Here is a 24,062-nt window from a genome sequence, read left to right as displayed (position 1 = left end):
GGTAGTGGGTCGACAGGGCTCAGGCGAACAGCCGCAGCGCGGCGACGCTGCCCGGCGCGATGCCGCGGTCGTCCATGCTGCCGTAGATCTGCACCAGCTGCGCGCGGATGCGCGCGAGGCTCTGCGCGGTCAGCGGCCGGCGGTTGTCGTCGACCAGCTCTGCGTCGAACTCGGCGGCAAGCTGGCGGCAGAAGTCGACCGCGCGGTCGAACACGTCGACCGCGCCGGCGACGCGTGGCACGTCGTAGAGCAGGGTGAGTCCGGCGAAACGCTGGTCGATCAGGTTATGGTAGGTGAACGGCTGCTGGTCGGCCGCGGTCAGCGAGTAGAGCGTGTTGCCCGAATCGGACAGGTAGTGGAAGGCGCCGTCCGGTTCGAGCTCGAGGCCGTAGGCCTCGGCGAAGCTCCTCAGGCGCGCGCCGTCGATCGGGCTGGACGGGACGATATTGATGCCGATCAGGATGTCGACGTTGGCGCAGAAGGCGTCGAGCTCGCGCGCGCACGCCAGTTTCTGCTGGTGCTGCGGGAAGCTTGCCCTGGCGCCGTGCGCGGTGGCGTATTCGTTCACCTGCGCGCAGAAGTTCGCCAAATCGTCCTCGGACAGCGCGCCGCTGCGGTCGACCAGTTGCAGGCCGACGTTGAGCTGGCGGTAGCGCACGCCGGGCAGCGCCTCGGCCGGCTTCCACAGGCCGCGTTCGGTGCGGCCGATCAGCTGCACGCGCTTGGCGACCGCGAAGCGCGGCAGCGCGGCCAGCTCGTACGGGCGCTCGAACACGATCTCGGCGATGAAGTCGAGCGAGGGGTCGAGCATCGCGGTGACCAGCGCCTGGTGGTCGTCGTGGTCGAACGCGTCCAGTTCGGCCTCCGCGTCCGCTTCCGGCGCGTCGAATTCGACCGGCGCCGCCGCCTGCTCCGTTTGTACCACCGGCATGTCCAGCGGCTCGTCGAGGTCGGGCAGGGACAGGGGGTCGTCGTCGATCACCGGCTCGAGCCTGTCATGGCGCGCACCGTCGCGGACGTTGTTCTTCGGCACGTCAAGCAGCACGTCGTCGTGCTCGCGCGCGAAGGACTGGCGTGTCTTCTGCTTGAAGCGCCATTCCTGGTAAAAGTTGAAGCCCAGCACCAGCGCGATGAACGCGGCGCCCAGCACCAGCAAGCCGATCTGTAATTCGCTCATGCCAGCCCACTCCGCAATGCGGAAAATTAAACATTGTCCGCCAGTATACCAAAGCAGGGCACGCAATCCGCGTGCCTTTTACCGCAATGCAACTCAATCGGCCTGCTCGAAGCGGATCGGCACGTCCACGCTGTCCTCGACGGCGACGCCGCCCTGCCTTGCCGGCACGAAGCGCCAGCGCCCGACCGCCTCGCGCGCCGCGCGGTCCAGCCGGGGGTGGCCGCTGCCTTGCAGCACGCTGACTTCGAGCGCGCGCCCGTCGGCACCGACGCGTACGCGCAACACGACACGCCCCTGCTCGCCGAGCGCGCGCGAGCGCTCCGGGTAGACGGGCTTGGGGTTGGCGGCGAGCGCGGCACGCCAGTCGACGCCCTGGCGTGCCAGGCCCGTGCCCTCTGCGGCACTGGCCGCCCCACTGCTGCCTGCGGCGGCGGGGGGCTTGCCCGCATCCGCCGGCGCAGCTGCCGCGCTGCCGGCGGCCGGCGCAGGCGGGCGTTCTGCGGCGGGGGTAGGTGGTGTGATGGCCGCCTGCGCCTTGGGCGCCGGTGCCGGCGTCACCGCGCGCGGTTTTGGCGTGGCAGGCTGCGCGGCGGGCGTGGCAGGCTGCGGCCGGGCCGGGAGCGCCTTTGCCGACGGGGCGGGGCGGGCGGCTGGGGACGCGGGCGTCTGGGCAGTTGGGGGGCTCTGGGCGGCCGACACGGGCAGCAGGCTGACGCTCAGGGCGCGCGGCGTGGGGGCGCCCACGGCGAAGGCGCCTGCGAGCGCCGCGGCTGCCAGTGCGTGCAGGGTCAGCGAGGCGGCCAGCGGCCAGCGTCGGGCGAGGCGTTTCATCAGCAACGCAGCGGCGCCCCAGCGCGCGCGTAGTGGCGCCACGCGACCCAGGTGCACGCGGCGTAGAACAGCAGGAACACGCCGAAGGCGGGCAGGAAGCTGCCGGTCAGGTGCAGCATGGTGCCGAAGGTCTCGGGGATCGCGAAGCCGGCGGCCGCGGCGAAGATCGAGCTCACGCTCATCGCCGCGGTGCCGTCGCGGGTGCCGCGCCGGTACGCCTCGGCGACGTCATCGCCCGCGCTGCGGCCGGCCTTGAGCAGGAACACCTTGGGCGAGAGCTGGTAGGTCGCGCCATTGCCGACGCCGGCGGCGATGAACAGCACCTGGCACAGCGCGAGAAAGCCCCAGAACGAACCGACGCTTTCTTCGGTCGGCAAACAGGCGAAGAGGCCCAGGGTGGCCACGATCATCGCTACAAAGCAGGCGATCGCGGTGACGCCGCCGCCGACGCGGTCGCCCAGCCAGCCGCCGAACGGGCGCACCAGCGCCGCCAGCATCGGGCCGACGAACAGGTAGGGGGTCGCGTCCTCCAGCGGGAACAGCGTGCGCGCCAACAGCGGGAACGCCGCGGCGAAGCCGAGGAAGGTGCCGTACGCGCCCATGTAGAGCAGGCAGATCCGCCAGGTGTCGACGTCCTTCATCATCCGCCACTGGTCAAGCGGGGTCAGCCTGAGCTTGGGCAGGTCGTGGCTGAACAGGAAGCAGAGGACGGCGACCGCGATGACGGGCAGCACCCACAGGTAGCCCGCGTTCTGCAACCACACTTCGCGCACTTCGGCGCCCTGGCCCCAGATCTGCGGCGCGCCTGCGAGCGCGCCGAACAGCGGCAGCGAGATCGCCAGCGGGATCAGCAGCTGGGCGACCGACACGCCGAGGTTGCCGATGCCGGCGTTCAGCCCCATCGCCAGCCCCTTGACCGACTTCGGGAAGAACAGCGCGGTGTTGGAGAGATGTGAGCTCGACGCGCCGCCGCCGATGCCGCAACTGGCGCCGATGGCGAGCAGCAGCCAGAACGGGGTGGTCAAATCCTGCACCACCTGCGCGACGCCGACGGCCGGGATCAGCAGCAGCAGCGTCGAGATGCCGAGCCAGCGGCCGCCGCCGACCCAGCTCCACACCGACGAATAGACGATGCGCATCAGTGCGCCGGTCAACGGCGGGATCGCGACCAGCAGGAACTGCTGCTGCGAGGAGAGCACGAAGCCGACCGCCGGCAGGTTGACGACCACCATGCTCCACATCATCCACACGTTGAAGTTCAGGTGTAGCGCGAGGATGGACAGCACGAGGTTGCGCCGCGCGATCGGTTCGCCGCGCGCGCGCCAGAAGACGATGTTTTCCGGCTCCCAGCGCCGGATACTGACGGGCATTGCTGTCTGTTACTCCATGTCATGAAGCGGGGCGGCGGATTATCCGGCCATCGCCCGCGCGGCCGCCTTGCGGCAGATCAAGTATGCCTTGCGCGTCAGGAGGTTTCGCGCAGCCGGAGCGCCTCGACGATGTCGACGGCGACGATGCGGCTGACGCCCTTCTCCTGCATGGTCACGCCGACCAGCTGTTCGGCCATCTCCATGGTCAGCCGGTTATGGCTGATATAGAGGAATTGCGTGTTGGCCGACATATGCTTGACCAGCTCGCAGAAGCGGCCGGTGTTCGCGTCGTCCAGCGGCGCGTCGACCTCGTCGAGCAGGCAGAACGGCGCCGGGTTCAGCGAGAACAGCGCGAACACCAGGCTCATCGCGGTCAGCGCCTTCTCGCCGCCGGACAAGAGATGAATGGTGCTGTTCTTCTTGCCCGGCGGCTGCGCGATGATCTGCAGGCCGGCGTCCAAGAGGTCGTCGCCGGTGAGGACCAGCTCGGCGCGGCCGCCGCCGAACAGGGTTGGGAAGAACTCGCTCATCTTGGCGTTGACCGCCGCGTAGGTGGTGGAGAGCAGGCCGCGCGTCTCCTCGTCGATGCGCGCGATCGCCTCTTCCAGCGTCGCCATCGCCTCTGTGAGGTCCGCGCGCTGCGCGGCCAGATAGTCGCCGCGGGTACGCGCCTCGGACAGCTCCTCGAGCGCGGCGAGGTTGACCGCGCCCAGCGCCTCGATGGCGCGGGCGAGGCGGGCGATCTCGGCGGCGAGCGCGGCGGGCTTGACCGCGTCGCTGAGCGCTTCGCGCAGCGCCGCCTCGTTGGCGCCGGCCTCAAGAAGCTCCCCGGCGTAGCGCTCGACGTTGAGCCTTGCTTCCTGGTGCCTGAGCAGCCACTGGCTGCGCGCCTCGCGCAGTTCGGGCAGACGGGTGGCGAGTGCGTGGCTGGCGGCGACCAGTTCACGCTGCTGGGTGGCCAGCGCGTTCTGCGCGTCGCGGCAGGTGGCGAGCGCCGCCTCGCGCGCCTCGCGTTCGGCGAGCGCCGCGTACAGCGCGTCCGGCGCGACGGTCTCCTCGACGGTTTCGGCCTCTTCCAGCAGCGTCTGCAGCCGCTCGGCGAGTGCTTCTTCGCGCGCGGCCGCCTCTTCGGCGCGGCGTGCCAGTTCCGCCGAGCGCTGGCGGGCGTCCTGCAGCGCGAGCGCGCACGCGTGCAGCCGCCGCTCGTCTTCGCGCGCGCGGCCCCGCACCGCTTCCTGCGCGCGGGCGGCCGCCTCGCGCGCCTCGCGCGCGGCGGAGAGCGCAAGTAGCACGTCTTCCAGCGCGAGCGCGGCCTCTTCGGCTTCGATGGCCGCCTCGTCGATCGCGCCTTGCGCGTGCTGCGTCTCGTCCAGGATGCGCGCGCGCTCGGCCGCGATCGCGTCGCCGCGCGCTGCGCCCTGACGCGCCATCTGTTCGAGGCGTACCGCTTCCAGGCTGGCACTGGCGAGCGCCTCTTCCTGCCGGGTCAGCGCGCCCTTGAGCGCACGCAGCGCCTCGGCGCGCAGCGATTGTTCGGCCGCGAGCGCGTCGCGCCGGCGGGTGAGCGACGCCATTTCCGGCAGGCAGGTGTCGGCGCGCGCGCGCGCATCCGCAAGTTCCGCCTTGCGTTCGAGCAGCGAACCGCCGGCGTCGCTGCCGTGGTAATGCACGCTCAGGGCGTCGACGCGGTGCCCTTCCGGGGTGACCCACGCGGCGCCCGGCGCGAGCTCGCCGCGGCGCGCCAGCGCGTCATCAAGCGACTCGGCGCAGTAAAGGCCGGTGAGCCACGCGGCGAGCGCCGGCCCGAACGGCGCGTCGGCGCGCGCGTGCGCGGCGAGTGCGGTGGCCGGCGCTGTGCCTGGCGCGCCGGCGGTGGTGTCGACGACGGCGAGCGGCGCCGGCGGGGTGAAGTCGGGCAAGGCGCCCACGCGCGCAGCGAGCCTGGCCGGCCCCAGCGCCCCTTCCACCGAGCGCTGCCAGTTTGGGGTGACCTCCAGCGACTGCCACAGCTGCGGCGCCGCCCCCAGCGGGTGCCGGGAGAGCGCCGCTTCCAGCGCGTCGCCCGCCGCCTCGCGTGCGATCAGTGCTGCGAGCGCGCCGGCCTCGGCGTCGGCGCGCGCGTGGCGGGCGCTGGCGTCGGCGAGCGCGTGCGCGAGCTGTTCGGCTTCGCGGGCGAGCGCGGCGAGCTTCTCTTCTTCGGTGGCCAGCCGCGCGCGCTGGGTCGCCAGATGCGCGCGCGCGGCGTCGGCAGCGGCCTGCGCGGCGCCGACCGCCTCGGGCTCGGGCAGCGCGAGCGCCGCGTGTTCCTCGTCGAGCGCGCGGCGGCGTGCCGCCAGGCGCGTGAGCGTGTCGGCGTGGTGGCGCTGGCTTTGCCCGGCCAGGTCGCGCGCGCGGGTGAGCGCCGCTTCACGGCTGGCAAGCTGGGTGAGCGCGGCGTCGGCCGCGGCAAAGTGCGCCTCGGCGTCGGGCAGGGCGTCGGCGCCGGATTCCGCGGCGAGCTGCGCCTCTTCCTCGGCGAGCTGCGCCTCCTCCAGCCGGTGCTGCCATTCGTCCTGCCCTGCGGCGAGCTCGGCCCGCGTTTCGGCCAGTTGCTGGCGCTCGGCCTGCAGCTTTAGCGTCTCGCGCTCGACGCGTGCGCGCTGCTCGCCCTGGTGGCGTTGCTGTTCCTCCAGGCGGGAGAGCAGGGCGCTCGCCTCATACAGCGCCTGCTGCGCGACGTGCACCGCCTCGCCGGCGGAAAAGTGCGCCTCGCGGTTGCTGTCGAGCGCGGTCTCCAGATGCGTCTGCTCGGCTTCCTGCGCGGCTTCCTCGGTCTCGATGCGCGCAAGTTCGGCGCGCGCGGCGGCTTCCTGCGCGGCGGCCTCCTCGCGGCGGGCGAGCGCGAGCAGGTTCTGCTTGTCGGTCAGCGCGTGCCTGAGGTCGTGGTAGCGGCCGGCGACCTCGGCCTGCGCCGACAGGTGTTCGACCTGGCGGGCGAGTTCCTGCTCGAGGTCGGCGATGCGCTCGAGGTTGTCGCGGGTGTCGCGCAGGCGGTGTTCGGTCTCGCGGCGGCGCTCCTTGTAGCGCGACACGCCGGCGGCTTCCTCCAGGTAGGCGCGCAGCTCCTCCGGGCGCGCCTCGATGATGCGCGAGATCATGCCCTGTTCGATCACAGCGTAGCCGCGCGCGCCGACGCCGGTGCCGAGGAAGAGGTCGGTGATGTCGCGCCGGCGCACCTGCTGGCCGTTGATGTAGTAGCTCGACTCGCCCTGGCGGGTCAGCACCCGCTTGATCGCGACCTCGGCGTACTGCCCCCAGCTGCCGGCGAGGGCGTGGTCGGCGTTGTCGAACACCAGCTCGACCGACGCGCGGCTGACCGGCTTGCGGGTGGTCGCACCGTTGAAGATCACGTCCTGCATCGACTCGCCGCGCAGCTGCCTGGCGCTCGACTCGCCGAGCACCCAGCGCACCGCGTCGATCACGTTCGACTTGCCGCACCCGTTGGGGCCGATCACCGCGACCAGCTGGCCGGGCACCGGGATGGTGGTCGGGTCGACGAAGGATTTGAAGCCGGCAAGCTTGATATGGGTGAGGCGCAAGGTGTTTCTTTCGCGGCGGCGAGTCAAAACGCCGATTCTAACGGCAAGCGCGTGCGCGCGCCGAACTTGGACGCAAGCGGCTGACGCCGCCCGGCCGGCCTTGCCCTTGCGTGCGCCGCGTACCCATAATGCGCACATGAGCGCGCTAAACCTTGCCCACCACTTCCTGATCGCCATGCCCAATATGGTCGACCCGCTGTTTGCCCGTTCGCTGATCTACCTGTGCGACCACGGCGAACACGGCGCGATGGGGGTGATCGTCAACAAACCCTCCGGCGTGCTGATGGCGCAGCTGTTCGAACAGCTCGAACTGCCGCTGCCCGACACCCGCCTCGCCGCCGAGCCGGTGCTGTTCGGCGGGCCGGTGCAGACCGAACGCGGCTTCGTGCTGCACAGCCCGATCGGCTCGTGGCAGTCGAGCCTGGTCGTCGACGACGAACTCGCGCTGACCACCTCGAAAGACGTGCTGGTCGCCGTCTCCGAAGCGAACGGCCCCGAGCGCATGCTGGTGTCGCTTGGCTACTCGGGGTGGGAGAAGGGTCAGCTCGAGGAAGAGCTGGCCGCCAACGCCTGGCTGACCGTCGCCGCCGACCCGGCGGTGCTGTTTTCCTTGCCGGCGGACGCGCGCTACGACGCGGCCATCGCGCTGTTGGGATTCGACCCCATGCTGTTGTCGGGGGACGTCGGCCATGCCTGAAGGTTCGGTACTCGGCTTCGACTTCGGCGAGCGGCGCATCGGCGTCGCGCTGGGCGAGACGCTGATCGGCATCGCCCATCCGCACGCGACGATAGACACCGTGGTCAACGACGAGCGCTTCGCGGCGATCGCACGGCTGATCACCGACTGGCAGCCGGTCGCGCTGGTGGTCGGCCTGCCGACCCACGCCGACGGCACGCCGCACGAGATGACGCGACTGGCCACCCGCTTCGGCAACCGCCTGAAGAGCCGCTACGGCCTGCCGGTGTATATGGTCGACGAGCGGCATACCTCGCAGGTCGCCGAGAGCATGCTGGGCGAAGCCGGCGTGCGCGGCCGCAAGCAAAAGCCGGTGCTCGACCAAGTCGCCGCGCAGGCGATCCTGCAGTCGTTCTTCGACGGTCTGGGCACGCCCCTGTAGCGTTCGCACCGCGAAGTGGCGGCACTTTTCACCTTTTTGATCTACAGCAGCCACCCGAGGGTGGCTGCTGTGTTTCAATAGGGGCTGTTTCAAACTAGGCGCAGATCACCCCGCGTGCAGCGCCGCTCGCCGGCCAGGAGGCCAGATGCTCGCCATCATCGGCGGCAGGGGGCTCAACCACCTGCCCAACCTCGAAGTCACCCACCGCCAGGTGATCCGTACCCCGTACGGTGACCCGTCGTGCCCGCTGACCTACGGGCGCATCGGCGGCACCGGCGTGGTGTTCATGGCGCGCCACGGCTACGGCCACTCGTTCGCGCCGCACGAGATCAACTACCGCGCCAACCTGTGGGCACTGCACTCGCAAGGCGTGCAGTGTGTGCTCGCCGTCGGCGCGGTCGGCGGCATCCGCGCCGACCTCGTGCCGGGCACGCTGGTGTTGCCGGACGACCTGATCGACTACACCTGGGGGCGCAAGCACACCTACTTCGACGGCCCCGACCAGCCGGTGGTGCACGCCGACTTCACCCGCCCGTACTGCCCGCAACTGCGCGCGCGCCTGTTGGCCGCCGCCGGCAAGCTTGGCGTGCCGCTCGCCACCGGCGCGACCTACGGCGTCACCCAGGGCCCGCGGCTGGAGACCCGCGCCGAGGTCGCCCGCCTCGAGCGCGACGGCTGCGACGTGGTCGGTATGACCGGCATGCCCGAAGCCGCGCTCGCGCGCGAACTGAAGCTGCCGTACGCGCACCTGTGCCTGGTGGTCAACCACGCGGCAGGCAAGGGCGCGTCGCAGGAGGCCGTCGCCTTTGACCTGGTGCGCCTGTCGGCCGGCATGGACACCGTCGGCCAGCTGATCGAGGCGGTGTGCCGGGGAGCCGGCAGTCCGCCCGTTTCAACGTCAAACACGTAGGATGGGTGAAGCGCAGCGAAACCCATCCGGACGAGCATGTTTTGCATCGGATGGGTTGCGGCTGCGCCTTCACCCATCCTACGTTGTACGTTCATGTGTCCGGCCAGTCTGCCGGGTAGACGCCGGCGGCAACAAAGCGGTGGAAGCTGGAGTACGGCCAGTCCCGCACGCGCGCGACCAGGTGGTGCTTGACCGGGTTGAAGTGGATGTAATCGACGTGGTGGCACCAGTCGGCCTCGTCCCTGATCAGGTGTTCCCAGTAGCGGCGTTGCCAGACGCCGCGCTCGCCCTTTTCTTGCCGGCTGGCCGAGGGCGGGACAAGATCCGGTACCCGGCGCGTGAAGGCGACCTTGATGCGCCGCCAGCGCTCGGGGTAGTCGCTGTCGCCGGAGGGCAGCGTCCAGATGCAGTGCAGGTGGTCGGGCAGCACCACCGCCGCGTCGATGCGGAACGGCCGCTCGTGCATCACGCACGCGAACGCCTCGCGCAAGGCGTCGATGCGGGCGACCAGCAGGCGGCTGCCCCGCTCGGCCAGCACCACCGTGAAAAAGTAGCTCGCCCCCGCCACGCGCCAGCGCCGGTAAGCCGTCATCGCATGCTCCCACTTGCCCCGCCGCACCGCACGGCGCCGAATGGGTGAAGCGTAGGATGGGTGGAGCGCAGCGCAACCCATCCGGCGTAGACACGCAACACTCCGCTGCCGCGCGCAGCGCAAGCCATCAGGTGTGTGTGCTCGCACCGGATGCGAGCGCATCGGGCGTGGTCGCACCGGATGGGTTACGGCTTCGCCTCCACCCATCCTACGGTGCCATCCGGCGGGATTGATGCAAAAAATATAAAAAGGCGCTAAAGCTTGCTTGGGGGGCGCCGATAAACGGTGGGAAGGCAGCGCACCGGCATGGGGTCGGCAGCGGCAGGCCTGAAGTCAATCGTTTAGGAGCATCATCATGTCGATGGCCATCAACACCAACGTCGCTTCGCTCAACTCCCAGCGTAACCTGGCCAGCTCGCAAGGCGCGCTGCAGACCTCGCTGCAACGCCTGTCCTCCGGCCTGCGCATCAACAGCGCCAAGGACGACGCCGCCGGCCTCGCCATTTCCGAGCGCATGAGCAGCCAGATCCGCGGCCTCGACCAGGCCAAGCGCAACGCCAACGACGGCATTTCGCTCGCGCAGACCGCCGAAGGCGCGCTGGGCGAGATCGGCAACAACCTGCAGCGCATCCGCGAACTGGCGGTGCAGGCAGCCAACGCGACCAATAGCGCCAGCGACAAGGCGGCGATCCAGAGTGAAGTCGACCAGCTGGCCTCCGAGATCACCCGCGTCGGCAATCAGACCCAGTTCAACGGCACCAACCTGCTCGACGGCACTTTTACCGCCAAGTCCTTCCAGGTGGGCGCCAACGCCGGCCAGACCATCGATATCGCCAAGATCGGCGACGCACGCGCCACTGCGCTGGGTAGTCATACGCTGAAAGGAGCGACTCCGACCGTCGCGGGTACGGTAGTGGCAGGTATTGGAGCGAACGGTATGAATGCTTCAGCGGCCGGTTTTGCCATTACTACCGCCGGTGGCGGTAAAAGCGGTACGATCAGTTACGCAGCGGACGCTGATGCCAAGGTCATTGCGGCTAAAATCAACGAGGGAGCCGCGAGTGTCGGCGTGATGGCCAAGGCGACCAACGAAGCCACGCTGGGTTCGCTGAGCGCTGCGGGCAATATATCGTTTACGCTCAACGGCCAAGCTGTGTCGGCGAATGTGACCAACAATGCGGACCTGACCGAACTGGCGGCCGCCATCAACAGCGTGTCGGGCAATTCGGGGGTGACCGCCAAACTGGTGGACGGTAACAAAGGTTCGCTGAAGCTTACGTCGGCCGACGGTAGTGATATCAAGCTGGGCGCTTTTGCAAGCGATGCAGGGACTACTGAATCTATCAATTTCAGCGGCACCACCCTGACCGAAGGTACGGCCGTCGCTGCGACCAAAGTGGGTACCGTGGAGCTGACCAGCAGCAAGGGCCAGATCACGCTGACCAATGGTGACGCCGACGCGTTCGGGACGACCGTCAAGTCCACGATCAGCACGGTGGCGGGGATCAACCTGACCACGGCACAGGGTGCGCAGGACGCGCTGGACGTGCTGGACGCCGCGCTGGCGACGGTCAACTCCTCGCGCGCCGACCTCGGTGCGTACCAGAACCGTTTCAGCTCGGCCATCTCCAACCTGCAGTCGAGCTCGGAAAACCTGAACGCGTCGCGCGGCCGTATCCTGGACGCCGACTTTGCGTCGGAAACCGCCAAGATGTCGCGCAACCAGGTGCTGCAGCAGGCCGGCACCGCCATGCTGGCGCAGGCCAACCAGCTGCCGCAGCAGGTGCTGCAGCTGCTGCGCTAATCGCCGGCGGGGTGAAACACTAAGTCAGACCACGACCCGGCGGCGACCCCGCCGGGTTTTTGTTGGCCAGGGAGAACAGCATGACGACGATGGGTCCGGTGACACCGGCAGGCGGCGGCTACGCGCCGCCGGTGCAGCAGGAAAACGGCGGCCGCGCGCAGGCTTTGCCTTCGCAGCAAAGCAGTGCGCCAACGGTGGCGGTGCCGGCGCAGGCGGTGAAGGCGCTGGGCAACAGCGAGGCGGCGCGCCAGATGAAGGGCGGCGCCGAAGAGCGCGACTTGAGGGGGGCGCTTGAGAAGGTCAACAAGCTGGTCAGCGCCTACTCGAGCGAGCTGAAGTTCAGCGTCGACGAGGAGACCGGCATCGACGTGGTGAAGGTGATCGACAAGCAGACCGACGAGGTGATCCGCCAGATGCCGTCGGAGGAGATGCTGAAGATCGCGCAGAGCCTAGACAAGATTGTCGGCGTGCTGTTCCAGGACAAGGCGTGAGCAAACGATGAAATCGTAGGATGGGTGCAGGCCGTCGGCCGTAACCCATCCAGAGCGCGGCGTCGGAGGTGGGTAGGGTTGCAGGTTGCAGGCCGCAGGCCGTAACCCATCCAGAGCGCGGCGTCGGTGGAGGGCCGGGTGGGCAAGCGGGATGGGTTGCGCTGCGCTCCACCCATCCTACGGTGTTACGCTGCCCGGTCGCACGGCACTTGTGCTGGCGCAAGGCGGCGGGCGGTGGGGCGTGCTAGGGTGTTGCGGTTAACGACGGGAAGGGTAAGGGTATGGCGCTGAGCGTGGGGGGACTGGGCTCGGGGATGGATATCGACGGGCTGATCAAGAACCTGATGGCGATCGAGTCGCGCCCGCTGCTGCAACTGCAGCAGAAGGAAGCGCTGCTGCAGCAGAAGATCTCGGCAGTCGGGATGGTGAAAGGCGCGGTGACCACCTTCCAGAGTGCGGTGAAGGCGCTGCAGGACGCCAGCAAGTTCGTGTCGTTCAAGGGCACGTCCAGTTCGACCGAGCATATCGACATTTCCGCGTCGAGCAAGGCGCCGACCGGCTCGTTCTCGGTGAAGGTGCTGCAACTGGCGCAGGAGCAGAAGCTGGCGTCGGGCAGCTTTGCCAGCGCGCAGTCGGCGATTACCGGTGGCGGGGACACCACGCTGACGTTTTCCTTTGGCACGACAGGTAAAGACGGTTTCACGCAGGATACGGACAGGGCGCCCAAGAAGGTGACCATCCCGGCCAACGCGACGCTGGAGGACATCCGCGACGCGGTGAACAAGGCCGACGTCGGCGTGAACGCCAGCATCGTCAACGACGGCTCGGGCTACAAGCTGGTGTATTCGTCGAAGGAAACCGGTACCAAGAGCACGATGAAGGTCGAGGCGAGCGACGCTGCACTCCACAAGGTCGCCACGCACGACGCGCTTGGCAACAAGCTGACCGATGCCGCCACGGGCAAGCCTTTGCTGACTGAAGTGCAGGCCGCCAAGGACGCCAAGTTCCTGCTCGACGGCATCGAGGTGACCAAACAGGGCAATACGGTGAGCGACGCGATCGACGGGGTGACGCTGACGCTCAAGCAGGCGCACAAGGATACCGAGACGGCGGCGCGGCTAAGCGTGAGTAAAGATACCTCGGGCATCAAGAAGTCGCTCGAAGGCTTGGTCAAGGGTTACAACGACCTGATGAAGTCGCTGAAGGACGTGTCGGGGGTGAACCTCGACGCGACGGTCAAGCCGGGCGAGGCGCGGCCGGCCGGCATCCTCAACGGCGCAAGCATCATCCGCACCATCCAGAACCAGGTGCGCGGCGCGTTCAGCCTGCCGTCGGACAACGGTGGCGCGTTCAAGCTGGCGTCCGAGTTCGGGCTGACCTTCAACGCCGACGGCACCATGAAGCTCGACGACAAGCTGCTCGACAAGGCGCTGGAGAAGAACGCGGACGACATCAGCAAGTTTTTCGCGACCGCAGCGGTGACGTCGGATGCCGGCATCAGTTACGTGGGCGGCAGCAGCAAGACGCAGGCCGGCGAGTACGAGGTGGTGATCACCCAGCTGCTCAACGGGACGCTGGCGGGAACAGGCAAGCCGCAGACCGGTAACGCTGCTTTTGCAGGTAAGTTCTCGCTGGAGATTGACGGGCTTGCTGTTGGGGTCAATAAGAGTTTTGACCTGACCAAAGGCGCGCCGGCGCTGGCCGAGCAACTGCAAACGGCCATCAACGAGGCGGCCAAGAAGGCGTTCGATGACTTCAATGCTGCAGCGCCCCTTGATAAGAAGCGCACCGATGTGCCCAAGGTTTCGATCAGCGTCGACGAAGGCGGCAAGCTGGTGATGAAGTCGGACAAGACCGGCAAGGACTCTTCGATCAAAGTGATCGGTAACGGTCTGGATTTCGCCGGCTTTGCCGGCGCGGTGCCTATCCCCGGCGGCGACAGCGTGGCCGGCACCATTGGTGGCCATCCGGCCAAGGGCGACGGCAACAAGCTCACCGGCGCGGTCGGCACCCCGGTCGAAGGACTGGTGATCGAGGTGAACGGTGGCGCGGGGGGCAGCCGTGGCACCGTGTCGTTTACCAAGGGCTTCGCCTTCGACCTCGACCAGACGCTGGAAGGGCTGGTCAAGAAGGACGGCGCGATCGACGCCTTCAGCACCGGCCTTGGCGAATCGGCCAAGGTGCTGTCCAGCCAGCAGGAAGCGCTGCAGAAGCGGCTGGTCGACACCGAGAAGCGCTACCGCGCGCAGTTCTCGGCGATGGACGCGCTCTTGGCGCAGTACAACAATATGAGCAATTTCCTGACCCAGCAGCTGGCTGGCCTGTCGGGTGGCAATTAACGAAGAAGTCGAGGAGTGAGCAGTGATTAGCCGAAGAATGCAGCAGGCGTACGGCAGTTCGGCGTTGGAAACCGAGGTGGCGTCGGCCAGCCCGCACAAGCTGGTGCAGATGCTGCTCGACGGCGCCTTGCAGGCGATCCGCCTGGCGCGCCTGCAGATGGCGCAGGGCAAGGTCGCCGAGAAGGGTCGCCTGATCGGCAAGGCGATCGCCATCGTCGACGAGGGGCTGCGCAACGCGCTGGACATGGAGCAGGGCGAGCTGGCGGCCAATTTGTCGGCACTCTACGAGTACTGCACGGCGCGCCTGTTGTACGCCAACCTCAACAACGACGCGGCGGCGCTGGACGAGGTCGAAGCCTTGCTCGGTGAAATCCGCGAGGCGTGGGTCGGCATCGGCCAGCCGCAGCCGGTGGCCGCGCATGCAGGCCTCTGAACAGCAAGCCTGGCTCGATTGCCTGGCGTTGTCCGAGGCGGCGTGCCAGGCGGCGCGCGCGCAGTACTGGGACGAGGCGCTGGCGCAGGGGGCGCGGCTCTTTGCCATGCAGGCGAGCCTACCGCCGGTGGCCAAGCTAACGCTGGACGCGCAAGAGCGGCAGGCGCTGCGTGAGACAGTGTCCGCCGTTCAGGCTAATATCATGGAAGCCTCCCGCCTGCTGCGTGCCGAGCGGGACGTTCTTTCCGCTGAAATGCAATTGTTGCGTACGCAGAGCCGGGTGCTCGACGCCTACAGCAAGGGGGCCTGACCCGGCACTGGCGCGCGCAGGAGGGCAGCATGTTGGGTTGGCTTGAACTGGTCGTCGTGCTCGCGCTGTGGACCGCGGCGCTCGCGCTGCCTTGCGCGCTCTGGTTGCGCCGCCAGCGAAGCCTGCGCGCGCTAGACGAACACCGTTTCGACCAGATGCAGGCGCAGATCAGCCGCCTGCAAAAAGACCTGCACGCGCAGGCGCAGGCGGGCGCCCAGCCATTTCAGGTGAACCAAGCACCCACGACGGCCCGGCGCCGTGCCGACGCGCCGGCTCCTGCCGAGCCGTCGGGCGGCGGCTCTCCCTACAACCAGGCGATCGAGCTGGCCCGCCACGGCCTGTCGGCCGGCGAGGTGGCCGAGCGCTGCGGCATCTCGCGCAGCGAGGCCGAGCTGATCGTCTCCCTTTACCGCAATAGCCCCACCGCATGATTCCAGCCTTAGGCGCGCAGGTCGGCCGCGCGCTCTCGTCCCTGTCCGGCGTTGACAACGCCAAACTGCTCAAAGATACCAGCCGGCTGTTGATCGGCGTCGACAAGGCGCCGGCCAAGCTGCCGCCGCTGCTGCTGGGCGAGACGGTCAGCGCGCGCGTGCTCGAGCGCCAGCCGGAGGGCCGCATGCTCGCGCTGATCAAGAACGGGCTGTTTACCCTGCAACTGCCGCCGCAATTGTCGGCCAAGGGCGAGACGCTGCAACTGCGCGTCGCCTCGCTCTCGCCGCAGCTCTCTTTCGCGCTGGCGGGCGAGGCGAAGGCGGGCGAAGCCGGCGCCAACACCTCGGTCGCGGTGCGCCTGAGCGACGCGACCCACTACATGAACGCGCTGTTGCGCGCGGCGCCGCAGGCCGGCGCTTCGCGCGCCGTGCCGACCCTGCTGGCCGACCCGCAGGCGGCGGCCGGCAGCCGCGGCGAGCAGCTCGCGCAGACGGTGAAGGAGAGCGGCGTGTTTTATGAGGCGTCGCAGAAGGCGTGGGTCGAGGGGCGGCTGCCGCTGGAGAAGCTGCAGTCGCAGCCGCAGGCGCAACTGGGTGAGCAACTGAAGGCGCAGCCGGGTGCCCGCGCCGAGGCGGCGGCCGAGCTGGGCGCGCTGGTCGCCCGCCAGCTCGACACGCTGGAGACGCGTACCGTCAACGTGCAGGTCAACGCGTGGCCGGGGCAGCCGGCGCAGTGGCAGATCGAGCGGGAGGCCGACCCCGAGCGCGAGGCCGACGGCAGCGAAGAAATGGCGGCGTGGTCGACCCGCCTCAATCTCGAATTGCCGGCGCTGGGCGAACTGGGCGCGCGCGTGCGGCTGGTCGGCAAGCAGGTACAGTTGTCGCTCGCCGCCGACGCGGCGACCCTGCAACTGGCAAGCGCGCACCGCGCGCGGCTGGAAGAGGCACTGGCGGCGGCCGGCCTGCAATTGGCCGCGCTGAACCTGCGCGAGGCCACGCCCGACGAGCCGCCGGCAGGCCAGACGGCGGCCGGGGCGCAGGCGGAGGATGCGCCGTGAGCGCGCGCGGCCCGCGCAATTCGGCCGTCGCGCTGACCTACCGCGACGGCGCAGCCGCGCCCAAGGTGGTCGCCAAGGGCTACGGCCAGATGGCCGAGCGCATCATCGAGCGCGCGCGCGAAGCCGGCGTGTTCGTGCACGACTCGCCCGAACTGGTCGGCCTGTTGATGCGGGTCGACCTCGACGAGCAGATCCCGGCCGACCTCTACCGCGCCGTCGCCGAACTGCTGGCCTTCGTCTACTTCCTCGAGCAGCAGGCCGCCGCGCCTGAGGGCAAGGTATGATGTGGTTTTTGCTTTGCTGGGGGTGAAATGAAAGTCGGATATATCGGGCTCGGCATCATGGGCCGGCCGTGCGTGCTGAACCTGCTGAAGGCAGGCTTCGAGGTGACGGTATGGGCGCGCCGCGCCGAATCTGCCAAGCCGCTGTTGGACGCAGGCGCCCGCTGGGCCGATAGCGTCGCCGAACTTGCCGCCAGCGTCGACGTGCTGGTCAGCAACGTGTCGGACACCCCGGACGTCGAGGCCATCACCGACATCGTCGCCGAACACGGCCGCGCAGGGCTGGTGTGCGTCGACATGAGCACCATCTCGCCGATCGGCGCGCGCCGCGTCGCCGACAAGCTCGCCGCGCGCGGCATCCATTTTCTCGACTGTCCGGTCTCCGGCGGCGAAGCCGGCGCCGTCGCCGGCACGCTCACCATCATGGTCGGCGGCCGGGAAGACGCGCTGGCCACCGCGCGCCCGGTGCTCGCGGCGATGGGCAAGACCATCACCCGCATCGGAGAGAGTGGCGCGGGCCAGGTCGCCAAGGCGTGCAACCAGATCGCGGTCGGCGCCGGCATCGCGGCGGTCGCCGAGATCGTCAAGCTCGCCCGCGCCTGCGGCGTCGACCCGGCGCCGGTGCGCGAGGCGCTGCTCGGCGGCTTCGCGCAGAGCCGCGCGCTCGAGGTGCACGGGCAGCGCATGATCGACGACAACTACGCGCCCGGCTTCAAGGCGGTGCTGCACCAGAAGGACATGGGCATCGTGCTCGACACCGCGCGCGAACTGGGCGTCACCCTGCCCGAGGCGAGCCGCGTCAAGGCGCTGATCGACGAGCTGGTGCGGGAGGGCGACGGCGAGCTCGACTCCTCGGCCATCGCGCGGCTGGTGTGGCAGGAGCGCTGAGCGCGTGGCCTTGCCGGCAAGGGGGGCTATACTCAGCGAAGCCGCATGTGCGGCTTTCGGCACGGAAGGAGTCATCGTGTCCACCCTGCGCCCGCTGCTGGTGATGCTTGCCGCAGTGCTGGCCGTCACCGTTGTGACAGGCTGTTCAACGTACGGCCAGAGCTCCGGAAGCTCACACTTCCAGCAATTCCACGACGGCAACAACAAGTAGGCAGGCGGTGAAGCCGCCCGACTTGTTTATCGTCCACCCGTGAAACCGCCCGGCTCAGCCGGGCGTTCTGTTTGGCGGCCTGGCGTGTGCAGGCAACGCCGCATCGGGGGCGCCGTCCGGGTTGGCCGGCGTGCCGGCCTCGGCGGTGTGCGCGGAAGGTTCGTCGGCCGCCGCCGAGAACGGGTAGCGGCATATGTTCGTCCCGTCGGGCGCCCTGATGCGGACGATCATGTAGTCGCCGTCCATGAATTTTCGGACAGCCGGGGAGGCGTCTGCGTACGCCCTGTCCCACTGCGCCTGGCGTTCCCGCTCGCGCCGGGCGTCTTCCTGCTCGCGCCGGACGGCTTCCTGTTCGAGGCGGGCGCGGCGGATGCGCCACCTCAGCAGCAACGCAAGTGCCACACGGGCAAGCACCACCAGCAGCAGGATGAATGACAGGATTTTCATCGGTGTTCCTGGCCGGCAGACGCCGGCGCTATGGCACGGTGGCGCAGGCCGCAGGCCACAGCCCGCAGCCCGCGCCACCGTTGGCAGGTTTACTCGATGTTCTGGATCTGCTCGCGCATCTGCTCGATCAGCACCTTCAGCTCGACCGACGCCTGCGTGGTTTCGGTGGAGACCGACTTGGAACCCAGCGTGTTGGCCTCGCGGTTGAGTTCCTGCATCAGGAAGTCCAGCCGCTTGCCGGTCTGGCCGCCGGTCTTGAGGATGCGGCGCACCTCGGCGATGTGGGTGGTGAGGCGGGTCAGTTCCTCGTCGACGTCGATCTTCTGCGCGAACAGCGCGAACTCCTGCTTGATGCGGTCGTCGTCGACGCTGCCCAGCGCGTCCGAGAGGCGCGCGGACAGGCGGGCGAGGTAGCCGTCGAGGATCAGCGGCAGGCGCGGCTTGATCTCGCGCACGATCTTTTCCATGCCGTCCAGCCGCTCGGAGAGGATCTGCGCGAGCTTGGCGCCTTCGCGCTGGCGGCTCGCGTTGAAGTCGGCGAGCACGGCGTCCAGGCATTCGCTGCACAGCTGCTGCAGCACGGCCGGCGGCAGCTCGTTGCTCTTGAGCACGCCCGGCCAGCGCATCAGCTCGCCCAGGCTCAGCTCCTTGGCGTTGGGCGCGAGCGTGCGCGCCTCGGCGCTGAGCGCGAGCAGGCCCTGCAGGAGTTCGCGGTTGAGTTCGAGGGTCGGCGCCTGGTCGGCGGCCTGGTTGAGGCTGACCCGGCACTCGAGCTTGCCGCGCGAGGCGCGCGCGGCGATCTTTTCGCGCAGTTGCGGCTCGATCACGCGCAGCTCTTCCGGCAGGCGCATCTGTACGTCGAGATAACGGTGGTTGACGGCGCGGATTTCCATCGCCAGCATACCTCCGGTGAATTCACGGGTGGCGGACGCAAATCCGGTCATGCTGAGAATCATGGGGGAGCTCCCGGTTAGGGTGACAAAGAGGAACCGGGTCCGGAGGGCTTGGGCTGCCTCCGGGCCCAACACACTATAACAACAGCGATGACGCAAACCAAGCAAACGACAGGGCTGCCGGCCGGACACCGGCTGGACACCTACACCATCGTCCGCGAGCTGAGCCAGGGGGGGTTCAGCCGTGTCTACCTCGCGCTGGACGACGCCGACCGCAAGCTGGCGATCAAGGAGTACCTGCCCGGCTCGATGGCCCGCCACAACGCCGAACTGCAGGTCGAGGTCATCAGCGAGCTCGACGCAGAGCCCTTCAGGGTCGGCAAGAAGTGTTTCTTCGAGGAGGCGAGGGTGCTCGCCGACATCCAGCACCCCAATGTGGTGCGCGTGCGCAACTTTTTCGCCGCGAACCAGACCGTGTACATGGTGATGGACTACACGGAGGGGCGGCCACTCTCCCGCGAGATCGAGCTGGCCGGCGGCGCGCTCGAAGAGGGCCGCCTGCGCCGCCTGTTCGTCGAGCTGGTCGGCGGCCTGCGCGAGGTGCACCGCCGCCACCTGCTGCACCTGGACCTCAAGCCCGCCAACATCTACCTGCGCAGGAACGGCTCGCCGGTGCTGCTCGACTTCGGCGCGGCGCGGCAGAACGCGCAGCGCCAGCAAGGCCAGGCGGTGTCGATGTACACGCCGGCGTTTGCGCCGCCCGAGCAGACGCGGGCGGACGCGCGGCTCGGCCCGTGGACCGACATCTACAGCCTCGGCGCCTGCCTGTACGCGTGCCTGGGCATCGGCGCGCCGCCGCCGGCGAAGCAGCGCGCGGCCGACGGTGTGTTGCCGGCGCTCCCGCAGGCGGCGTCGCACTACTCGCCCGAATTGCTTGAGCTGACCCGCCGCTGCATGGCGCTGGAGGTCGAGAGGCGGCCAGGCTCGCTGCTCGAGGTGCAAAAGGCGCTGCAGGCGCCGTTTTCCCCGCCGGCCAAACCCGGCGGGCTGTTGCAAAGACTGGGCGGCTGGCTGCGCCCCGAACGCGTCAAGGAGCGTGGATGAAATTTGCGTGGATGGCCGGCAGCCGGATCGGATCCCGCAGCTACAACGAAGACCGCGTGCTGACGCTGCACTCGCGCGAGGCATGGCTGCTGGTCGTCGCCGACGGCATGGGCGGCCACCTGAACGGCGAACTGGCCGCGCAGATGGTGATCGACACCCTGTCGCACCGTTTCGAGCTGGGCGCGCGGCCGGTGCTGGCTGATCCGCAGGCCTTCCTGCGCGAGGGCGTCGACGAGATCCAGGGCGCGCTCGAACGCATGGCCTTGCAGCGGCGCTTTCCCGAGGTGCCCAGCGCGACAGTAGCGATCGCGCTGGTGCAGCGCGGGCAGCTCTACGCGGTGTGGGCGGGTGACGCGCGCGCCTACCTGCTGCGGGACGGGGCGGTCCTCTGGCACAGCCGCGACCATTCGACGGTGCAGCGGCTGATCGACTGCGGCCAGCTCTCCCCCGAGGAGGCGCTTGCGCACCCGGAGCGCAACCGGGTGACCAGCTGCCTGGGCGGCATCGACCAGCCGGAAGTCGGCGAGGCGGGGCCGCTGCCGCTGGCGGGGGGCGACGCGGTGCTGGTCTGTTCGGACGGCGTGTGGTCGCAGTTCGGCGACGCGGAACTGGCGCGCGCGCTGACGGCGCGGCCGCCGCAGCGGGTGGTGCCCGCGCTGCTGCAAGTGGCCGAGCGCCGGGCCGGCGAGCGCAGCGACAACCTGAGCGCCGCCGCGCTGATGCCGCTGCCCGACGACGCGGCCGGCGCCGAGGTGCTCGACAGCGCGCAGGCACCCGAAGTACCCGACGCGCTGGGCGCGACGCTGGAGAGCGAGATGCTCGCCGCAGGCGGCGGGCTGTAGGCCGGCCCGGCCTTGGGGATCGCACGCAAGTTGCTGTACAATCGGGCGTTTTTTGCGGATCGATGTTTGCCATGCGCCCCTCCGAGCGAAGCTGTGACGCCCTGCGCCGCGTCAGCCTGACCCGTCACTACACCCGCCACGCCGAAGGTTCGGTCCTTGTCGAATTCGGCGACACCAAGGTGATCTGCACCGCCAGCGTCGAAGAGAACGTGCCGCCCTTCCTCAAGGGCAAGGGGCAGGGCTGGGTGACCGCCGAGTACGGTATGCTGCCGCGCTCGACCGGCAGCCGCATGCGCCGCGAGGCCGCCAGCGGCAAGCAGTCCGGCCGCACCCAGGAAATCCAGCGTCTGATCGGGCGCAGCCTGCGCGCGGTGGTCGACCTGCAGAAACTGGGCGAGCGGCAGATCGTGGTCGACTGCGACGTGATCCAGGCCGACGGCGGCACCCGCACCGCCAGCATCACCGGCGCCTTCGTCGCGCTGAGCGACGCCATCGCCGGCTTGATCGCGGCCGGCAAGCTCGCCGAGAGCCCGATCCGCGAGGCGGTGGCGGCGGTGTCGGTCGGCATCTACGAGGGCCAGCCGGTGCTGGACCTCGACTACCCGGAAGACTCGGCGTGCGAGACCGACATGAACGTGGTGATGACCGCGTCCGGCCGCTTCGTCGAGGTGCAGGGCACCGCCGAGGGCGTGCCGTTCAGTCGCGAAGAGCTGAACGCGCTGCTGGCGCTGGCCGAGAAAGGCGTGCGCGAGCTGATCGGCCTGCAGTCGGAGGCGCTGTCCAAGTGAGCCGCAAACCGCTGCCCCCGCGCACGCTGTCGGTCGCGCCGATGCTCGACTGGACCGACCGCCACTACCGCTATTTCGCCCGCCTGATCACCCGCGACACCTGGCTGTACACCGAGATGGTGACCACCGGCGCGCTGATGCACGGCGACGTCGAGCGCCACCTGCGCTTCGACGAGGCCGAACACCCGATCGCGCTGCAACTGGGCGGCTCCGACCCGCAGGAGCTCGCGCGCTGCGCGAAACTGGCCGAGGCGTGGGGCTACGACGAAGTGAACCTCAACGTCGGCTGCCCGTCCGAGCGCGTGCAAAAGGGCGCGTTCGGCGCCTGCCTGATGGCCGAACCCGAGCTGGTCGCCGACTGCGTGAAGGCGATGCGCGACGCCTGCGGCATCGACGTGACGGTCAAGCACCGCATCGGCATCGACGCCATCGAGGACTACGCCTTCGTGCGCGACTTCGTCGGCCGCATCCGCGACGCCGGCTGCTCGACCTTCATCGTCCACGCGCGCAACGCGATCCTCAAGGGCCTCTCGCCCAAGGAAAACCGCGAGATCCCGCCGCTCAAGTACGATTACGCCTACCGTCTGAAGCGCGACTTCCCCGAGCTGGAAATCCTGCTCAACGGCGGGGTGAAGAGCAACGACGAGATCGCCGACCACCTCACGCAGGTGGACGGCGTGATGGTCGGCCGCGAGGCCTACCATAACCCGTGGCTGATGGCCGAGTGGGACGAGCGCTTCTACGGCGAGGCGGGCCGCGGCCTGGGCCGCGACGACGTCGCCCGCGCCATGCTGCCGTATATCGCGCGCGAGATCGCCGCGGGCAACAAGCTGCGCAATATCGCCCGCCACATCCTCGGCCTCTACCAGGGCGTGCCCGGCGCGCGCAACTGGCGGCGCACGCTGTCGGACGCCGCCTTGCTCGACGGCGCAAACGAAACCCTGCTGCTGGACGCCCTGCCGCGCGCGCCGCGCGCCGAGGCCGGCTGCGCCTGAGCGTCCCGTTTTTTTAGCGGCGGCCGGGCAGGCCGCCGTCTTGATCTGTCTGGAGGTGAACCTGAATTGAACAAGCTGACTGTTACATTGTTGTCCGCGCTGGCGTCGACCAGCGTGCTGGCCGGTCCGAACGACGTGCTCCACCTGTATAACTGGAGCGGTTCGCTGTCGGACGCCACCATCAAGCGCTTCGAGAAGAGCTGCGATTGCCGCGTGGTGCAGGACTTCTACGGTGACAACGAGGAAATGCTGGCCAAGCTGTCCGCGGGCGCCAAGGGCTACGACGTGGTGTTCCCGTCGTCCTTCGTGATCCAGCCCATGGTCAAGCAGAAGTTGTTGCAGCCGTTGAACAAGCAGCTGATCCCCAATATCAGGAACGTCGACCCGGCCTACCTCAACCAGAGCTACGACCCGGGCAACCGCTACGAAGTGCCGACCGTGCTCAGCCTGACCAGCGTCGGCTATAACGACGCCCGCCTGAAGAAGCTCGGCGTCGACCCGACCAGCTGGTCGGTGATCTTCGACCCCAAGGTGCTCGCCAGGATCAAGGGCAAGGTGACCGTGCTGGATAGCCCGCGCGAGGTGTTCACCGCCGCCATGTTCTACCTGGGCAAGGACCCGAACAAGGCGACCGAGGCCGACTACCGCGCGGCCAAGGACGTGATCGCCCGCGCCAAGCCCTACTGGGCGGCGTTCTCCAACGCGAGCTACCTGAAGGAGCTGGCGGTCGGCAATATCTGGGTCGCACTCGGTTACTCGACCGAGTTCCACCAGGCCGCCGAGGACGCCAAGGCGGCCAAGCGTCCGTTCAAGGTCGCGATGAGCGCGCAGCGCGAAGGCAACGAGCTGGGGGTCGACACCATGGCCATCCTCGCCAGCGCCAAGCGCCCCGACCTTGCGCACAAGTTCATCAACTTCATGCTCGACGGCAGGAATGCGGCCGAGCTGACCAACCTGAACGGCGCGACCAACCCGGTGAAGACCGCCGGGCCGTTCTTCCGCGCCGACCTCAAGGCAAACCCGGTGGTCAACCCGACGCCGCAGACGGTCGCCAAGTGGACGGTGCTGCGCGAGCAGACGCCGAAGGAGCGCCGGCTGATGAACCGCCTGTGGACCCAGGTCAAGGCCGGCCACTAAGGCCGGATACGGGGCGCCTGCGGCGCCCCGTTTT

Annotated in this window: 25 protein-coding genes; 18 read left to right on the top strand and 7 right to left on the bottom strand. The window is 68.9% G+C overall.

Annotated features, from left to right (window positions below; all coding sequences use genetic code 11):
* Positions 1–19 precede the first annotated feature (19 nt).
* The 4 genes from E5K04_RS06160 to smc form a co-directional block, all read right to left on the bottom strand.
* A complete protein-coding gene (locus E5K04_RS06160) occupies positions 20–1,177 on the bottom strand; it encodes a cell division protein ZipA C-terminal FtsZ-binding domain-containing protein (RefSeq protein WP_136552025.1) in 1,158 nt (385 codons plus the stop codon).
* Between the two features lie 93 nt (positions 1,178–1,270).
* Positions 1,271–2,008, bottom strand: coding sequence for an energy transducer TonB (locus E5K04_RS06155; protein ID WP_136552023.1), 738 nt, complete (start codon positions 2,006–2,008; stop codon positions 1,271–1,273).
* Entirely contained in the window at positions 2,008–3,378 is a 1,371-nt protein-coding gene (locus tag E5K04_RS06150; RefSeq protein ID WP_136552021.1) for an MFS transporter, read from the bottom strand. The genes E5K04_RS06155 and E5K04_RS06150 overlap by 1 nt, the downstream gene beginning before the upstream one ends.
* 95 nt (positions 3,379–3,473) lie before the next feature.
* Positions 3,474–7,094 carry a chromosome segregation protein SMC gene (gene smc, locus E5K04_RS06145; RefSeq protein WP_407920073.1) on the bottom strand — a complete coding sequence of 1,207 codons (3,621 nt, stop codon included), beginning with the start codon at positions 7,092–7,094 and terminating at the stop codon, positions 3,474–3,476.
* Here smc and E5K04_RS06140 point away from each other — a divergent pair.
* The 3 genes from E5K04_RS06140 (at position 7,093) to E5K04_RS06130 (ending at position 8,984) form a co-directional block, all read left to right on the top strand.
* Positions 7,093–7,653: a YqgE/AlgH family protein gene (locus tag E5K04_RS06140; protein ID WP_136552019.1), complete on the top strand. Its 561-nt coding sequence runs from the start codon at positions 7,093–7,095 to the stop codon at positions 7,651–7,653. The genes smc and E5K04_RS06140 overlap by 2 nt on opposite strands.
* On the top strand, positions 7,646–8,074 hold the full coding sequence (gene ruvX, locus E5K04_RS06135; RefSeq protein ID WP_136552018.1) for a Holliday junction resolvase RuvX: 429 nt from the start codon (positions 7,646–7,648) through the stop codon (positions 8,072–8,074). Before E5K04_RS06140 ends, ruvX begins: the two co-directional genes overlap by 8 nt.
* Before the next feature lie 145 nt (positions 8,075–8,219).
* A complete protein-coding gene (locus E5K04_RS06130) occupies positions 8,220–8,984 on the top strand; it encodes an S-methyl-5'-thioinosine phosphorylase (RefSeq protein WP_136552017.1) in 765 nt (254 codons plus the stop codon).
* 91 nt (positions 8,985–9,075) lie between these two features.
* On the opposite strand, the gene E5K04_RS06125 is transcribed toward E5K04_RS06130, so the two are convergent.
* On the bottom strand, positions 9,076–9,576 hold the full coding sequence (locus E5K04_RS06125) for an REP-associated tyrosine transposase (protein WP_136552016.1): 501 nt from the start codon (positions 9,574–9,576) through the stop codon (positions 9,076–9,078).
* Between the two features lie 355 nt (positions 9,577–9,931).
* Between E5K04_RS06125 and E5K04_RS17045 the strand changes: the two genes are divergently transcribed.
* From E5K04_RS17045 to E5K04_RS16995, 10 genes are all read left to right on the top strand, one after another.
* Positions 9,932–11,380 carry a flagellin N-terminal helical domain-containing protein gene (locus E5K04_RS17045; RefSeq protein ID WP_136552015.1) on the top strand — a complete coding sequence of 483 codons (1,449 nt, stop codon included), beginning with the start codon at positions 9,932–9,934 and terminating at the stop codon, positions 11,378–11,380.
* 80 nt (positions 11,381–11,460) lie between these two features.
* Positions 11,461–11,871 (top strand): flagellar protein FlaG, encoded by a 411-nt coding sequence (locus tag E5K04_RS06115; protein ID WP_205700307.1) that lies wholly within the window; start codon positions 11,461–11,463, stop codon positions 11,869–11,871.
* A gap of 281 nt (positions 11,872–12,152) precedes the next feature.
* Positions 12,153–14,210, top strand: coding sequence for a flagellar filament capping protein FliD (fliD, locus tag E5K04_RS06110; RefSeq protein ID WP_136552014.1), 2,058 nt, complete (start codon positions 12,153–12,155; stop codon positions 14,208–14,210).
* A 22-nt stretch (positions 14,211–14,232) separates the two neighbouring features.
* Positions 14,233–14,643: a flagellar export chaperone FliS gene (gene fliS / locus E5K04_RS06105; protein ID WP_235844283.1), complete on the top strand. Its 411-nt coding sequence runs from the start codon at positions 14,233–14,235 to the stop codon at positions 14,641–14,643.
* A complete protein-coding gene (gene fliT / locus E5K04_RS06100) occupies positions 14,630–14,953 on the top strand; it encodes a flagellar protein FliT (RefSeq protein WP_136552013.1) in 324 nt (107 codons plus the stop codon). Before fliS ends, fliT begins: the two co-directional genes overlap by 14 nt.
* Positions 14,954–14,982: 29 nt before the next feature.
* Entirely contained in the window at positions 14,983–15,384 is a 402-nt protein-coding gene (locus E5K04_RS06095) for a DUF2802 domain-containing protein (RefSeq protein WP_136552012.1), read from the top strand.
* Entirely contained in the window at positions 15,381–16,442 is a 1,062-nt protein-coding gene (locus tag E5K04_RS06090; RefSeq protein ID WP_136552011.1) for a flagellar hook-length control protein FliK, read from the top strand. The genes E5K04_RS06095 and E5K04_RS06090 overlap by 4 nt, the downstream gene beginning before the upstream one ends.
* Positions 16,439–16,726, top strand: coding sequence for an EscU/YscU/HrcU family type III secretion system export apparatus switch protein (locus E5K04_RS06085; protein ID WP_136552010.1), 288 nt, complete (start codon positions 16,439–16,441; stop codon positions 16,724–16,726). The genes E5K04_RS06090 and E5K04_RS06085 overlap by 4 nt, the downstream gene beginning before the upstream one ends.
* A gap of 27 nt (positions 16,727–16,753) precedes the next feature.
* Entirely contained in the window at positions 16,754–17,611 is an 858-nt protein-coding gene (locus tag E5K04_RS06080; RefSeq protein WP_136552009.1) for an NAD(P)-dependent oxidoreductase, read from the top strand.
* Between the two features lie 76 nt (positions 17,612–17,687).
* Positions 17,688–17,822 (top strand): hypothetical protein, encoded by a 135-nt coding sequence (locus E5K04_RS16995; protein ID WP_268907626.1) that lies wholly within the window; start codon positions 17,688–17,690, stop codon positions 17,820–17,822.
* A 54-nt stretch (positions 17,823–17,876) separates the two neighbouring features.
* Here the strand turns inward: E5K04_RS16995 and E5K04_RS06075 are convergent, their stop codons facing one another.
* Both E5K04_RS06075 and E5K04_RS06070 read right to left on the bottom strand, forming a co-directional pair.
* Entirely contained in the window at positions 17,877–18,269 is a 393-nt protein-coding gene (locus E5K04_RS06075) for a hypothetical protein (RefSeq protein ID WP_136552008.1), read from the bottom strand.
* Between the two features lie 89 nt (positions 18,270–18,358).
* The gene (locus tag E5K04_RS06070; protein WP_136552007.1) at positions 18,359–19,225 is read right to left on the bottom strand and encodes a YicC/YloC family endoribonuclease; all 867 of its coding nucleotides are present in this window, start codon (positions 19,223–19,225) and stop codon (positions 18,359–18,361) included.
* 87 nt (positions 19,226–19,312) lie between these two features.
* Here E5K04_RS06070 and E5K04_RS06065 point away from each other — a divergent pair, with 87 nt between their 5' ends.
* The 5 genes from E5K04_RS06065 (at position 19,313) to E5K04_RS06045 (ending at position 24,028) form a co-directional block, all read left to right on the top strand.
* Positions 19,313–20,266, top strand: a complete 954-nt coding sequence (locus E5K04_RS06065) for a serine/threonine protein kinase (protein WP_136552006.1) — start codon at positions 19,313–19,315, stop codon at positions 20,264–20,266.
* Positions 20,263–21,108, top strand: a complete 846-nt coding sequence (locus E5K04_RS06060; protein WP_136552005.1) for a PP2C family protein-serine/threonine phosphatase — start codon at positions 20,263–20,265, stop codon at positions 21,106–21,108. The genes E5K04_RS06065 and E5K04_RS06060 overlap by 4 nt, the downstream gene beginning before the upstream one ends.
* Positions 21,109–21,179: 71 nt before the next feature.
* A complete protein-coding gene (gene rph / locus E5K04_RS06055; protein WP_136552004.1) occupies positions 21,180–21,896 on the top strand; it encodes a ribonuclease PH in 717 nt (238 codons plus the stop codon).
* A 41-nt stretch (positions 21,897–21,937) separates the two neighbouring features.
* Positions 21,938–22,891 carry a tRNA dihydrouridine(20/20a) synthase DusA gene (gene dusA / locus E5K04_RS06050; protein WP_136552089.1) on the top strand — a complete coding sequence of 318 codons (954 nt, stop codon included), beginning with the start codon at positions 21,938–21,940 and terminating at the stop codon, positions 22,889–22,891.
* Positions 22,892–22,957: 66 nt separating this feature from the next.
* Positions 22,958–24,028, top strand: a complete 1,071-nt coding sequence (locus tag E5K04_RS06045; protein WP_136552003.1) for an ABC transporter substrate-binding protein — start codon at positions 22,958–22,960, stop codon at positions 24,026–24,028.
* Positions 24,029–24,062: the final 34 nt, after the last annotated feature.

Source organism: Crenobacter intestini (assembly GCF_004919095.1).
Taxonomy (GTDB): domain Bacteria; phylum Pseudomonadota; class Gammaproteobacteria; order Burkholderiales; family Chromobacteriaceae; genus Craterilacuibacter; species Craterilacuibacter intestini.
The sequence above is the reverse complement of the archived record's forward strand: the minus strand, read 5'-3'. Positions and strand labels throughout refer to the sequence as shown.